Raw genomic sequence first — 13,393 nt, 5'->3', positions numbered from 1 at the left:
TATACAATATACGATTTTTTATAATTCATATAAAAAATCGTATATTGTATTTAATAAATTTGTTGATTCAGAAAAAGAATATGAATATTTTAAAAAATTATAAGTTTTCGTTTATATTAATTTTTGGAATGATTGTAGGTTCTATAATCGGAGTAGTTTTTGGAGAAAAGGCAGTTGTTTTGCAGCCTATTGCTGATATATTTTTGAATTTACTTTATTGCTGTGTAGTTCCTATGATATTTGTTTCTCTTGTATATTCGATAGCAAATATGGAAAATACAAGTAAGATAGGAAAAGTTTTATTTATTATGATTTTAATTTTTATAGTTACAGAAACCTTAGCAGCTATTTATATGCTTGTTATAACTATAATTTTTAATCCTGCTGAGGGTGTAGATATAGCTATGAATGAAACAATAAGTAATATTACAAGTAATTCAAATATACTTGGTATGTTTACTGTAAATGATTTTCCTCTTTTATGGTCAAGACAAAATTTAATGGCTTTAATAGTATTTGCTATAATTGTAGGTATTGCTGTTGTAAAATCTGGAGAAGCAGGAAAACCTGTTGTAAATTTATTTGCATCATTAACAACTATAATATCAAAAGTTGTTTCATATGTTATGTACATAGCACCTATAGGATTGGGAGCATTTTTTGCTTCTCTTGTAGGTACAAATGGTTCTGCAATATCAGGACCGTTATCTAGAGCTTTGATAATATATTTTATTGCAGCTGCAATATTCTATTTTGCTTCAAATACAATATTTGCATATTTATCTGCAGGTATGAATGGAGTAAAATTATTTTGGAAATATATTATACCGCCTTCATTGGTATCGCTTGGAACATGCTCTTCAGCTGCTACAATACCTACTAATCTAATAGCTGGTAAAAAAATAGGTATACCAGATGATATTAATGATTTAACAATACCAATGGGATGCAATTTGCATAAAGCAGGGGCTACATTGATAACTATATTAAAAATAACATTTATGTGTTCTATGTTTAATGTAAATATTCTTGAGCCTCAGAATATGATAACGGCTATAATTGTATCAGTTTTAGCATCTTCAGTGATGGGAGCAATACCAGCCGGTGGATATGTTGGTGAAATATTTATAATATCAGCTTTCAATTTTCCGCCAGAGGCTATTCCTATTATGGTGCTTATAGGTACTATAACAGATGCTCCGGCAACAACTATAAATGCTACAAATGATGTAGGAGCTGGAATGCTTTTATCTAGAATATTAAAAGGCAAAAATTGGATGGTAAAGCCTGCAGCAGAATAAAAAATTGATTTTAAAAATTTTGTAATGAATTATGATAAACTAGATTTTTATATATAGCTTATAAAAGTCTAGTTTATTTTTTATTAATAATTCAAATTAACATCAAATCTATCATTTAAAATCGGAATAATGTTTATTACAGGCTCTTCATAAGGATGAACTTCTTTCATAACTTTTATAATATTTTCTATGTTTTTAGCATCTGTTGAAAACTCTACTTTATCTTCAGGAGCTTTCGATATTTCATTAACTTTTCCGTCAAATGGATTAGCATTTTCTAAAGGACGCCAATAACCTGTGATTTTTGTTACAGACATTACATTATCATAATTTCCGACACCTAATGCACCTATATCATTTAAAGCTTCTCTAAGTTTTTGAGTATATTCTTCAGGTATATATATTTCTATTTTTACTTTTTTTATATTCATAATTGATTTTCCTTAAAATTATTTTAAAAATAAAGAGCATAGTAAAAATACCATGCTCTTTTATAATTCATATTAAATAAATATTATTTTGTTTCAGTTAAAGTACCTGTAATTTTGATTATATTATTTTCAAAAGTAGCTTGTAAATCTCCTTTCCAATAAGGAGTACCTTCTTTAGCTTTATCAACTATTAAAGAAGCAGCATCAGTATTGAAATCAAAATCATTTGTAACTACAGCTTCAGTTCTTTTAAAGTTTTCAGTGCCGCCGCCTATTTTGAAAATTCCATTAGCATCTGATTTCATTTCGAAAACATAAGGATCTACTGTTTTACCGCCAGCATGTACAAATCTTATTGTTATAACTCCGTCATCTCCTTTTGTAATGCCTGTACCTGTAACTTTAGGACCTGTTTTTCCTTCAACAGTTCTTTGAGCTATTCCAGAACCAGACATACCGTCATCTATATATCTAGCAGCATTAGCAGTACCGAATAGTAAAAACTGTCCCATACTTACTTCCATTCTATTATTTAATACATTATTATCTGTTGATCTGTATTTGTTTAATAGATCAGGTGTTCTAGAAGGAGTAGAGGCAGCTGTAGTAGCATCTATTTTTCCGTCTATATCACCGTAAGTACCTGTTACTTTTAAATATGAATTACTGCTTATTACATTGTTATTTGTATCTCCTATAATAGCTTGGAAATCTATTGTTAATGTTCCAGCTTCTGTTGATGCAGCATTTGTATTTGTGTCAGCAGGTGCAGCAGTTTCTGTTTTTTGACCTCCGCAAGCGATAAATAAAATAGATACGATAATAATACTAATAATTTGTTTCATTATTTGACTCCATTATTTTTTTATTGTTATAATACTAATATACTATTCATTTTATGTCAAATTATATTTGAAAAATTAATATTATATAGTAAAATTAATATAATTAAAATTAGTAATATTGGAGAATACATGCAATATCTTAAAGATACAGTGTTTTGGAATAATACATTATTTCAGTATTTAATAGCCATAGGAATATTAATTATTAGTATAGTTTCTATGCGTTTAGCATTAATATTTCTATTAAAAATTTTATTAAAATTAAATACTAGATTTCAAAGTCCTTTTGTTGTAGATTTAACAAAGAGTATTAAAAGCAGAACAAAACCGATTATATTTATATCTTCATTAGCAATAGCAAGAATAGGACTTAATCTCCCAAAAGAAGCCAGCGGATATTTTGGAAAAGTAGTTGTAGTTTTTATAATAGTTTTTAGTACATTGTTTATATGCGATGTGATTACTAATTTTACTAATAATTATTTGTCAAAGAAAAAAGATGTTGTTATATCTGATGGTATTGTTACAATATTAAAAGTGTTGGTATGGGTAATAGGATTTTTAACTATACTTTCAAATTTGGGTGTTAATGTTAATACTTTTATAACAGGACTTGGGGTAGGAGGTGTAGCTGTAGCTTTTGCTGCACAGAGTATAATAGCTGATCTTTTCAATTATTTCGTTATAGTATTTGATAAGCCTTTTTTGAAAGGTGATTTCATACAAGTAGATGCAGATAAAGGTGTTGTTGAATATATTGGTATAAAATCTACTCGTATAAGAAGAAATACAGGAGAGCAGCTTTTAATATCAAATACTAATCTTCTTTCTTCAAGAATACAAAATTATAGAATATTAGAAAAGAGAAGACAGTACATGGTATTAGGTGTTGAATATTCTACTCCATTAGAAAAATTAAAAGTTATACCTAGTATCATACAGTCAGTAATAGAAAGTACTAATAATACAGAATTTTATAGTGCAAGATTTATAGAATTTGCTGATTCTTCTCTTAATTTTGAGGTTATATATCATGTAACTATACCTGATTATGCAGAATTTGTTAAAATAGTAGAGGATATTAATTATAAAATAATAGATGAGTTTAATAAATTAGGTGTTGGATTTGCTTTCCCTTCTAGGACTTTATATATAAGTAAAGAATAATAAATAAAATAATTTTTAAGGATTATTTATGGATTATACATTATTAAAATCTAATAATAAAATACCTAAATTTGGTATAGGAACTTGGGGATTGGGAGAGAATGAAGAGAAAAAAGAGAAAGAAATAAGATCTATAGTATTTGCTTTGAATAATGGTGTGAGGTTAATAGATACTGCTGAAATGTATGGAAATGGCGAGGCTGAAATAATAATAGGAGAGGCTTTAAAAACAGTTAATATAAATAGAGATGAGATTTTTATAGTTTCTAAAGTATATCCACATAATGCTGGAAGAAATAAAATATTTGACAGTTTAAAAGAATCATTGAAACGTTTGGGATTAGATTATTTAGATATGTATTTGCTTCATTGGAGAGGAAGAATACCTTTAAGTGAAACTGTTGAATGTATGGAAGAAGCTAAAAAGGAAGGACTAATAAAAGATTGGGGTGTTTCAAATTTTGATACAGATGATATGAAGGAACTTGAATTATTAAAAGACGGAGATAAATGTGTTCTTAATCAGGTATTATATTATTTAGGTTCTAGGGGTGTTGAATTTGATTTGGCTCCATATATGAAAAAGAGAAATATAGCATTAATGGCTTATTGCCCTTTAGGAAGAGCAGGGGAGCTAAGCAAAAATATTTTTAGAAATAATACGGTTCTTGAAATAGCTAAGAAACATAATGCATCGGCTGCTCAAATAGCATTGGCATTTATTATGCAAGTTGCTAATTATATACCTATTCCTAAAAGTGTGAGCAGAAGACGTCTTTCTGAGAATATTTTGAGTCAGAATATTGTATTAACAGATGAAGATATAGAAATGCTTAACAAAGAATTTCCTAAGCCTGATAAAAAGATTCCTTTGGATATAGTATAGAGTAAGTATTTTTGTCATTTATAATTTTTTAATGCATACTCTAAAATATCATTAAAATATTTATCGATAAAGTATTTGGTTATATATTTTTTATCATAATCTAAAAATGTTTTAGCCCAATATGAAATTGTTCTAGATGTGTTTTCATTTATGGCATCAAAATGAAATTTTTTTATATCATTGTAGTTTATCTTATTAATATTTTCCAATGGTACTACTAAATTTCTATCATCAATATATTTTTTTCTTTTTATCAATCCTACATGCACCCAATACAAACCTATTTCTGAAATAAACCCATTAGTAGATATTCCTTCTGATGGAGATCCATTAACTGTATAGTATTTTTCTTTTGAAGTAGGCATCCATATAGTATGGTCTCCTACACATCCCATAAAGATCTTTATATCCATTCTTTTTTTATTTATATTCAAATCTCTGAATACAACACTAATTTTATCATCATATAATATGCTTTCTATTCCTCCTAATACAAAAGAACATTTATTATTATTCTTTAATTTATGTAAAATAACAAGTTCAAAAGTACCTAAATTAGTAATAATATTTCTATATAATTTTGCTTTATACCAAAATCTAAATTTTTCTCTTAAAGATTTCAATGGTATAATCCAAGCTATTTTTTCCATAAATGAAATATAGTTGATATATTTTAATATTTCTTTTATATTTGGTATTTCTTTTATATTATATAAATTATAAAGTAATGCTTTTCTTGTTTCCAATAATTTTTCTGTAAAATAAATTTGATCAGCATCTATTTTCATATAATATTGGTATTTAATTTTTGTATATCCAAAATTATAATAATTAGCTAAACTATGTATACTGTTTGTTTCATATGACATATTTTTTGATTTAAATTCTTCTAATTCTTCTTTTGTAGATATATAATTAATAATATTAGGTTGATAATGATAAAGTCTTATTTTGTCAGGATATTTTTTTTGATATTCTTTTAAAATTTCTTCTGTATTATCTTCTGATGTATTATATGTTATTATAAGTTCATCTAAAGCATCTATACATGAATCTATAGATTGAGCGATAGACATAGATTCATTTTTTACTCTTAAATGACCAGATATTCCTAATGGTCTTTCTTCATCTAACTTTTTAATATCTTCATCTTTTATAATATAATCTAAAGGATTATATTTACCGCTTTTACATTCTTCACATTGACATACACTATACATAATTATAAAGTCCATCTAAATCCAAATTTTTTACCCAATTTCACTTTTAGTTTACTTCTTAATTTTATACTAGGTATAAACCATAAAAGTTTTTCTATAAGTTTCTTTTTTTTATTAATCAATTCTTTGTCGTATTTTATTCCACCAAGTTCAATCCATTTTTTATTATTTTCGTTCCATTCATCATTATTTTCTAAATCCCAAAATTTATTACTTCCGGAAGCATGTATTATATACGCATTTTTTTGTGATTCAATATCACTTACATTAAAACAATTATATCTGCTATCTAAATATCCAAAAGTTACATTAAATTTAGCTAATACAGTATTTAAAACTACCTCATCAGCATTAAGACTTTCAATAGAGTACCTATATAATTCATTGTATATTTTATCTGCATTTTCAATATTACTATTAAATAACATCATACCTGAGTTGAAAGATTCAGAATATTTTAACTTATTATCTTTAAGTATATCTTTATATTTACATGCATATATATTTTTATCTTTCATAGATGTAAATTGAATTATATCTTTTTGTATTAAAATATCAGTATCAATATACAATATTTGTTCATATTTATTCAAAAAAGTAAATATCTCATATCTGGAATATGCCATTATTGAATAATATGATACATTTTCAGAGCTAAGGAAAGATTTAGTAAATTTATTTTCAAAATTAAATATATTTATAATAATATTTGGATATATCTTTTTTAATGCATTTTCATCTTTTATATTTATTTTTACATCAGTATAAATTATTATATCATATTCATTTTCTTGCATTGAAAAATGTTTTTTTAGACCTATTAGTGTATTACCAAGTGCAAACATCTGATTTGAAGTTGAACATAAAACTACTGCTAACTTTTTTATATTATAAATATTTGACATATTATTCTCCGAAAATGAAATTATATTATATCATTAAAAATAATAACTAGATTTATGTTGTAATTTTTATATTGATGATTCATTTTAATTTTCCAAATATTCATTATATTATAAAATATATTTAAATAACATCAAGTATTTTTATATATTGTTATTTTTAAGTTAAATTAAATGAGAATTTATAAATTATATTGTAAAATAGACTCTGCTTGTTTTTTTATAATTATAATGTATAATATTATATATGATTAATTATGTCTGTCATTTATTTAATAGCTTTTTATCATTAAAAGCAAGCAAGCAAGCAAGCAAGCAAGCAAGCAAGCAAGCAAGCAAGCAAGCAAGCAAGCAATAGTTTTAAAAAATATTACTCACATATACCTATTAATCTTAATAGGTTTATCATATTTTGTTTTAAAATATTAACGGTGTAAAATTATGATAAAAGTGAGTGTGATAATACCAGTATACAATGCTGAAAAATACATTGAAAAATGTCTTGACAGTGTAATAAATCAAACTTTAAAAGAAATAGAAATAATTTGTATAGATGATTGTTCTACAGATAACAGCCATTCAATATTAGAAAGGTATAAAAAAATAGATAATAGAATAGTTGTTTTAAGAAATGAAACAAACCAAGGGATAGGCAAAAATAGAAATATTGGTATAAAAAAAGCTGTAGGTGAGTATTTGGCATTTATAGATAATGACGATTTCTATTCCCCAAATTTTTTATATGATTTATTTTCTACTTCTAAAAAATATAATTCTGATATATCTTATACTAATACTATATTTAGAGAAAAAGAGGATTATAATATTGTCATTGATGGTAATATAAAAGATGATTATGTAATTGATTATACTCTTCCTTCATATTTTTATTTATATTCTGAAAAAGGACTTTATAGTGATAAATTATGGCCTTGGGAAGTTTGGGGTAAAATTTGGCGTAAGGATTTTTTAATAAAAAATAATATTACATTTATTAATTCCAATTATTTTGAGGATTTAGTATTTTTATTGGAAAGTATTATTTATACTCCAAATATGTCAGTCAATAATAATGCTAAATATTATGATAGAAAGATTTTAACTTCTGCTGGTCGTTCAAAACGTTCTGTATATGCCGATATAAAGAATTATACTGCTATGTTTGATAGAATATTTAATATATATTATGAAAAATCTTATCAAAATATAGGATATGCTTTGGATAGATTTCTTATAGAATTATATAAATTATATGATAAGATAGAGAATAAAGAAATATTTTATAGAGAACTTTCTAATAATATGATAAATATTGTATTAGATAGAAATAATGTATGTCCTGTTATAACAATGTTAAAAAATATGTATAATTGTTTACTTAATAAGAAAAGCATAAAAGAATTTGAAAATATATTTTTAAAATATAAAATTGTTACTAAAATATTTCCTCAATTTATACTTAAACAATTAAGAAAAAACTCAATTATATTATAGTAAAATTATTATATTTAATTATATTAAGAAATATATATTGAGAATTAGAGTTTTATGTTAAAAAGACTATATTTACTTTTATATTAATATATTTTGCATAGTATACGAAAATATCTTTATTTATATCTGATAATTTTATTATATCTTTTTGTATTAGTACATCCGTGTCTAAATAAAGTGTTTTATTGTATTTATTCAATAAGTCAAAGATTTCATATCTAGCAAAAGTCATTAAACTCCACATCAATGTACAGTTAGCATTTTTCATACTTTTTTCTAATGGTGATTTATAATGGTTTATTATGATATTTCTATATATTTGTTTTAAAGCATTTTCATCTTTTGGATTTATAGTACCGCCTATATATAGTATTACATCATAATCTTTTTAAGATAATGAAAAATATTTTTTCAATCCTATTAGTACATTTCCAACAGCAAACATCTGGTTGGATGTTGAGCATAAAACTACTGCTAATTTTTCTTTTCCATAACTTGAAACCTTTATGTTTTTTATATTTTATTATTTGCAATCATAATATAAGTTTCAGTATAATATTGTTCTTAAAATATTGTTTTGTATTTGAAATATAAAGAATTTATTTGTATATTTTTTATAAGTGTTCATCAGAAGTTAAACGCATCCATATCATATTGTCTACGCCTCTATTTTCATACAATATCTTATATTTTTGTTCTATTGTTAAATCTTTGATAATAGGATATTTAGATTCATCTCTTTTATAATCTTGTATCATTTCTATTTTATGTGTATTTTGAAATCTTTTTTTAATAGTTTCTGTTACATATCTATTTTCATTAAAAAATAGATCATGTGATTCTAATATTATATCTGCTTTATTTAAAGCTTTACATTTTTCATTATCTAAAAGATATACTTCTCCGCCTTCTATATCACAGAAAATTAATACTTTTTTTGATGCTTTAATTATATTTTCTATATCATTAAATGTGCATTCTGAATTTATAAATATTAATTCTGATTTTAATTCATTTATAGATTGTAATCTTTTAGCCATATTTATTGCACTAGTATCTATATCATAAGCTATGATTTTGTTTGCAAAACCTTTATAAGCAAATCCAACAGCATAATAACCTTCAGAACATCCTATATCAATTATAACATCATAATTTTTATTTTTTATTTCATAGATCCAATTTTCTATAGGTTCTTCATATGAACCTAATAGTTTATGATATATAGCTCCGAAATTTGTAGTATCTATATATTTCATTCCTTGAAAATTTGAATATTGAACTGTCAACTCCATATTTTTATTTTTAAAAAGATATAATAAAGCTTCATGTTCTATTTGTTGAGGTTCTGCTAATTTAGTTAAATAATTTCTTAAAGCATTTCTTAATTTTTTGAATGGTATATACCAAACTATATCATTTATTATTTTATTCATTTTTACTCCTTTTTTAATTATCTAAATTTTTCTCTGAATCTATCACGCCATTTTTTTATTGGTATGAGTCTTCCTAAATCTCGTCTTTTTTTATAATCTATAGATATATTAATTTGTATTCCAAATATAACTATTTGAAGTACTTTATCACTGCTGTAAATACCAAATAGTTTTATCCAGTTTCCTTTTAAACGTACATCATCATAATCATAAAATTTTTGTTTTAATATAGTTTGAAAAGCTGTTATAGGCTCATCTCTAAACCAAGGTGTATATTGATAGTATCTCCAAAATTCATCTATGAATAATGTTCCTCTACAGTTTTCTTTCCATGGCTTTTCAGGGCTAAGGTAATGTATAATAATAGGATTTTCTATATCATTTTCAGTATTATAATATCCTTTTTCAGCATAAACATTATATCGCATATCAGCATATTTTACTTTTCCAATTAATACATTATTTAAAACATCTTGATCTCCAAAACAAGTTTTATAATTATTATTATAGAATTTGTTAAATTGATCTTCTATATTATTTTTTATCCATAATTTATTGTTAATTAATAATACCCCAGAATTGAAATAATCATTTATACCATCAATTGACCATTTATTTTTTTCATTGGTGCTATGTTTAATAACTATAGCATAATGATTTTCTATATCCATTAAAAATAATTCTTTTAAACTTCCAGTAGCTATTAAATCTGAATCTAAATATAATATTTTATCTATATTAGATGGTATAATACTTGCTATTGAAAGTCTGTAAAACATTGCAGCAGAGAAATGTGCTTTACAAGAAGTTTTTTCAAACCATCCATCATACATTTTTATGTCTGGAGTATAAAAATTAATTTCGCATTCTTTTATATTTTTTAATGAAATTATTTTTTCTTTATTTTCTTTAGTTATTCCGCCATCTATTAAATGGAATATGATTTTTTCATCTTCTGAACTATTTTTTAATATAGATGCAATAGCTGTACCCATATACGGAGCATAATTGTTATCAGATGCTAAGCAAATATTCATTTTAATCATTTATGTTTATTATCCCATTTTATTTGACTTATAATTCTTTTAAACTTCCAGTAACTATTAAATCTGAATTTAAATATAATATTTTATATATATTAGATGGTATGATATTTGATATTGAAAATCTGTAAAACATAGCCGCAGATAAATGTGCTTTACAAGAATATTTTTCAAACCATTCATCGTACATTTTTATGTCTGGAGTATAAAAATTAATTTCGCATTCTTTTATATTTTTTATATCTAATATTTTTTTCTTTATTTCAGCATTTATTAAATTGAATACTAATTTTTCATTTTCTAAAATTGATGTAACAGCTGATATTGAATATGAAATATAATTATTATATAGATATATGTATATATTAATTTTTATGTATGCTGGTAATGATTTTATGTAAATTATAAATGTAATATATTTAATGTTTTTAATTTTTGGCTTGGCTTGGCTTGGCTTGGCTTGGCTTGGCTTGGCTTGGCTTGGCTTGGCTTGGCTTGGCTTGGCTTGTTATAGATACAAGATATATTTTACAGTATACATTTTTCATAATATTTATTAATATATATTAAATTTTATTAATTTGCAAATTATTTTTTGATAAATAAGTTTTTTATTTGTTTTATAATTCTTTTAACTTCTCTGGTTATATTAGATGTTAAAGAGAAAGGTTTTATATTAAATCTTTTAATAGCTATTTCAAAATCAGCTCTTTCATCACATTTTATTTCTTTAGGATGAATAATATTTTCAGTATCCATAGGGTATGTTTTACTATTTATATTTTCATCATTTTCATTTGTAGTGTGGGTAGAATCTTCTCCAAATCCTATATTAGAAGTTAAATTTATACTTGGATTAATGCATATTCCATTTTTTGAGATAATACAGTAAGTCCATTGATAATCCCATACAGAAGAATGCTCTTTTTTTATTCTAGGAAACCATCTTTGCCAGTAATCTTTTATATTAAAATCTTTGTATCTTTTTCTAATTGTTTTTTTTACATCTTCAAAATTTATACTTTCCATAGTTACATCAAAATATTTCCAAGCTCTTTTCCAAGTAGCCCACCCCCAGCAATGTTGAACAGTAGCAAAATAATAACTAGCATCTCCAACTTTCCTATCTAAAGGAGAATCACCAGAAATATGCATAATTTTTTCATTATCTTTATAATAGTTAAGTAATTTCTCGCAATAATAAAAAAAAGAAGTTTCAGCTATAACATCATCTTCAAGTATTATTCCTTGTTCTTCATTTTCAAATAACCAATTTACAGCATTTACAGGACCATAACAGCATCCTAAATTTTTATCTTGAAATAAAGTTTTTACTTCGCATTCCCAATCTACAGCTTCTAATACAGCTTCTCTTGTATCAATACATTTTGTTTTTTCTTCTTCATTTCTCCAGCCATCAGCTGCTATATATAATTTTTTGGGTTTTACATTTCTTATTGTATCTAAAACTTTTAATGCAGTATATTTTCTTTTAAAAATAATTAATAATATAGGAGTATTAAACATATTTTATCTTCCGCTTAATCCTGATTTTTTTAATAAATATCTTCTAACTTTATCGCGTAATTTGAAAGTTGGTATCCACCAAACAATTTTATCTATTTTTTTTCTTTTAGCATTGCTTTCTTCATAAGTTTGATTTCCGCCGGCTTCTATCCATATTTTATTATTTTCTTCCCAGAATTTATTGTAAGTACCTCTCCAAAATTTAGCAGGTCCTATAGCATGTACTATATGTGCTTCATTAGCTATATTTGAATTAGGATATGCTCCATAACTTTCTGTTAAATCATAAACTTCTATATTGAATTCCTGTATTAAAAGGCAAAGTATTGATTGATCATTGGTTTGATATTCTTCTGATTTTTCATAGCACCATTTATACATTTTATTATAATCTTTCAAATTATCATTTATTAAAAAAACAGCGGCAGCTATTGATACTTTATTTAAATCATATTTTTTTACTAAATTAATATTTTCTTCATTAAAATTTCCTGATACTGCCATTCCATTTGTAAAATAACATATAGCCATTTCTGTATTAATATTAAGTATTTCTGAAATATCTTTTTGTATTACAATATCAGTATCAACGTAGAATATTTTTTGATAATCATCAAGCAATTTAAAAGCTTCAAATCTGGCATATGTAAATACGCTAAAATTATTTAATTCATTTAATTCCATCATCTTTTTGGAGAATGGGGATTCATATATTTTTATGATTATTCTAGGGAAAATTGTTTTTAAAGCTTTTTCATCATTTTGTTCTAATTTATTTGTATAGAATATAATATCATATTCTTCATCTTTTAAATTTTGAAATAGGTATTTTTTAGCTCCTATTATTATATTTCCAACAGCGAATGCCTCATTTCCTGTTGAGCATAAAAGCAGAGCAATTTTCTTTTTCATAATTATAATATTCCTATTTTTTTGATTATTAGATTATATATTATAATAATAAAAAATAAACGATTTTTATATTTTTATTGTTAAAACTTAATATAAAATGATAAGTTCTAATGTTTAGAAGTAATTTTACAAAGTTATTATCAATAATAAAAATATCAGTCTAAAACTATCTATACATATACAAAGACATAAAAATAAATTTATTTAGTATATAGTAAATCAGCAATTA

General features: G+C 24.3%; 15 protein-coding genes. 5 read left to right on the top strand and 10 right to left on the bottom strand.

The window, feature by feature from the left end; genetic code table 11:
- Window positions 1-80: 80 nt before the first annotated feature.
- Entirely contained in the window at window positions 81-1,301 is a 1,221-nt protein-coding gene (locus BHYOB78_RS08575; protein WP_020063856.1) for a dicarboxylate/amino acid:cation symporter, read from the top strand.
- 83 nt (window positions 1,302-1,384) lie between these two features.
- Here the strand turns inward: BHYOB78_RS08575 and BHYOB78_RS08570 are convergent, their stop codons facing one another.
- Both BHYOB78_RS08570 and BHYOB78_RS08565 read right to left on the bottom strand, forming a co-directional pair.
- Window positions 1,385-1,732, bottom strand: coding sequence for a YqfO family protein (locus BHYOB78_RS08570; RefSeq protein ID WP_020063855.1), 348 nt, complete (start codon window positions 1,730-1,732; stop codon window positions 1,385-1,387).
- Between the two features lie 83 nt (window positions 1,733-1,815).
- Window positions 1,816-2,577 (bottom strand): hypothetical protein, encoded by a 762-nt coding sequence (locus BHYOB78_RS08565; protein WP_020063854.1) that lies wholly within the window; start codon window positions 2,575-2,577, stop codon window positions 1,816-1,818.
- Window positions 2,578-2,706: 129 nt separating this feature from the next.
- Here BHYOB78_RS08565 and BHYOB78_RS08560 point away from each other — a divergent pair, with 129 nt between their 5' ends.
- The gene (locus BHYOB78_RS08560) at window positions 2,707-3,744 is read left to right on the top strand and encodes a mechanosensitive ion channel family protein (protein ID WP_020063853.1); all 1,038 of its coding nucleotides are present in this window, start codon (window positions 2,707-2,709) and stop codon (window positions 3,742-3,744) included.
- 28 nt (window positions 3,745-3,772) lie between these two features.
- The gene (locus tag BHYOB78_RS08555) at window positions 3,773-4,630 is read left to right on the top strand and encodes an aldo/keto reductase (RefSeq protein WP_020063852.1); all 858 of its coding nucleotides are present in this window, start codon (window positions 3,773-3,775) and stop codon (window positions 4,628-4,630) included.
- Between the two features lie 14 nt (window positions 4,631-4,644).
- On the opposite strand, the gene BHYOB78_RS08550 is transcribed toward BHYOB78_RS08555, so the two are convergent.
- Together BHYOB78_RS08550 and BHYOB78_RS08545 are read right to left on the bottom strand one after the other, a co-directional pair.
- Entirely contained in the window at window positions 4,645-5,850 is a 1,206-nt protein-coding gene (locus tag BHYOB78_RS08550; RefSeq protein ID WP_038369820.1) for a glycosyltransferase, read from the bottom strand.
- A 2-nt stretch (window positions 5,851-5,852) separates the two neighbouring features.
- On the bottom strand, window positions 5,853-6,755 hold the full coding sequence (locus BHYOB78_RS08545) for a glycosyltransferase (protein WP_020063850.1): 903 nt from the start codon (window positions 6,753-6,755) through the stop codon (window positions 5,853-5,855).
- Between the two features lie 438 nt (window positions 6,756-7,193).
- On the opposite strand from BHYOB78_RS08545, the gene BHYOB78_RS08540 reads away from it, so the two are divergent.
- Entirely contained in the window at window positions 7,194-8,246 is a 1,053-nt protein-coding gene (locus BHYOB78_RS08540; RefSeq protein ID WP_020063849.1) for a glycosyltransferase family 2 protein, read from the top strand.
- Window positions 8,247-8,298: 52 nt separating this feature from the next.
- On the opposite strand, the gene BHYOB78_RS13445 is transcribed toward BHYOB78_RS08540, so the two are convergent.
- The 4 genes from BHYOB78_RS13445 to BHYOB78_RS13440 all read right to left on the bottom strand — a co-directional run bounded on the left by BHYOB78_RS13445 (window position 8,299) and on the right by BHYOB78_RS13440 (window position 11,083).
- Window positions 8,299-8,598 (bottom strand): glycosyltransferase, encoded by a 300-nt coding sequence (locus BHYOB78_RS13445; RefSeq protein ID WP_226989575.1) that lies wholly within the window; start codon window positions 8,596-8,598, stop codon window positions 8,299-8,301.
- 262 nt (window positions 8,599-8,860) lie between these two features.
- Entirely contained in the window at window positions 8,861-9,682 is an 822-nt protein-coding gene (locus tag BHYOB78_RS08530) for a 50S ribosomal protein L11 methyltransferase (protein ID WP_020063847.1), read from the bottom strand.
- A 17-nt stretch (window positions 9,683-9,699) separates the two neighbouring features.
- The gene (locus BHYOB78_RS08525; protein ID WP_020063846.1) at window positions 9,700-10,728 is read right to left on the bottom strand and encodes a glycosyltransferase family 8 protein; all 1,029 of its coding nucleotides are present in this window, start codon (window positions 10,726-10,728) and stop codon (window positions 9,700-9,702) included.
- 28 nt (window positions 10,729-10,756) lie between these two features.
- Window positions 10,757-11,083 (bottom strand): glycosyltransferase, encoded by a 327-nt coding sequence (locus BHYOB78_RS13440; protein WP_226989574.1) that lies wholly within the window; start codon window positions 11,081-11,083, stop codon window positions 10,757-10,759.
- A gap of 77 nt (window positions 11,084-11,160) precedes the next feature.
- Here BHYOB78_RS13440 and BHYOB78_RS13850 point away from each other — a divergent pair, with 77 nt between their 5' ends.
- Complete coding sequence (locus BHYOB78_RS13850) at window positions 11,161-11,295, top strand: hypothetical protein (protein ID WP_020063845.1); 135 nt, start codon at window positions 11,161-11,163, stop codon at window positions 11,293-11,295.
- An 18-nt stretch (window positions 11,296-11,313) separates the two neighbouring features.
- On the opposite strand, the gene BHYOB78_RS08520 is transcribed toward BHYOB78_RS13850, so the two are convergent.
- Both BHYOB78_RS08520 and BHYOB78_RS08515 read right to left on the bottom strand, forming a co-directional pair.
- Entirely contained in the window at window positions 11,314-12,252 is a 939-nt protein-coding gene (locus BHYOB78_RS08520) for a hypothetical protein (RefSeq protein ID WP_020063844.1), read from the bottom strand.
- Between the two features lie 3 nt (window positions 12,253-12,255).
- Window positions 12,256-13,164 carry a glycosyltransferase gene (locus tag BHYOB78_RS08515; protein ID WP_020063843.1) on the bottom strand — a complete coding sequence of 303 codons (909 nt, stop codon included), beginning with the start codon at window positions 13,162-13,164 and terminating at the stop codon, window positions 12,256-12,258.
- Window positions 13,165-13,393 lie beyond the last annotated feature (229 nt).

The sequence above is a fragment of the Brachyspira hyodysenteriae ATCC 27164 genome (genome assembly GCF_001676785.2).
In the GTDB taxonomy this organism is placed as follows: domain Bacteria; phylum Spirochaetota; class Brachyspiria; order Brachyspirales; family Brachyspiraceae; genus Brachyspira; species Brachyspira hyodysenteriae.
The sequence above is the reverse complement of the archived record's forward strand: the minus strand, read 5'-3'. Positions and strand labels throughout refer to the sequence as shown.

Bases quoted from the DNA above. Each gene is read 5' to 3' on its own strand.
- BHYOB78_RS08555 (WP_020063852.1), top strand. From the start codon at position 3,773: ATGGATTATACATTATTAAAATCTAATAATAAAATACCTAAATTTGGT.
- BHYOB78_RS08540 (WP_020063849.1), top strand. From the start codon at position 7,194: ATGATAAAAGTGAGTGTGATAATACCAGTATACAATGCTGAAAAATAC.
- BHYOB78_RS08545 (WP_020063850.1), bottom strand. From the start codon at position 6,755: ATGTCAAATATTTATAATATAAAAAAGTTAGCAGTAGTTTTATGTTCA.
- BHYOB78_RS08575 (WP_020063856.1), top strand. From the start codon at position 81: ATGAATATTTTAAAAAATTATAAGTTTTCGTTTATATTAATTTTTGGA.
- BHYOB78_RS08520 (WP_020063844.1), bottom strand. From the start codon at position 12,252: ATGTTTAATACTCCTATATTATTAATTATTTTTAAAAGAAAATATACT.
- BHYOB78_RS08530 (WP_020063847.1), bottom strand. From the start codon at position 9,682: ATGAATAAAATAATAAATGATATAGTTTGGTATATACCATTCAAAAAA.
- BHYOB78_RS08565 (WP_020063854.1), bottom strand. From the start codon at position 2,577: ATGAAACAAATTATTAGTATTATTATCGTATCTATTTTATTTATCGCT.
- BHYOB78_RS08570 (WP_020063855.1), bottom strand. From the start codon at position 1,732: ATGAATATAAAAAAAGTAAAAATAGAAATATATATACCTGAAGAATAT.
- BHYOB78_RS08550 (WP_038369820.1), bottom strand. From the start codon at position 5,850: ATGTATAGTGTATGTCAATGTGAAGAATGTAAAAGCGGTAAATATAAT.
- BHYOB78_RS08560 (WP_020063853.1), top strand. From the start codon at position 2,707: ATGCAATATCTTAAAGATACAGTGTTTTGGAATAATACATTATTTCAG.
- BHYOB78_RS08515 (WP_020063843.1), bottom strand. From the start codon at position 13,164: ATGAAAAAGAAAATTGCTCTGCTTTTATGCTCAACAGGAAATGAGGCA.
- BHYOB78_RS08525 (WP_020063846.1), bottom strand. From the start codon at position 10,728: ATGATTAAAATGAATATTTGCTTAGCATCTGATAACAATTATGCTCCG.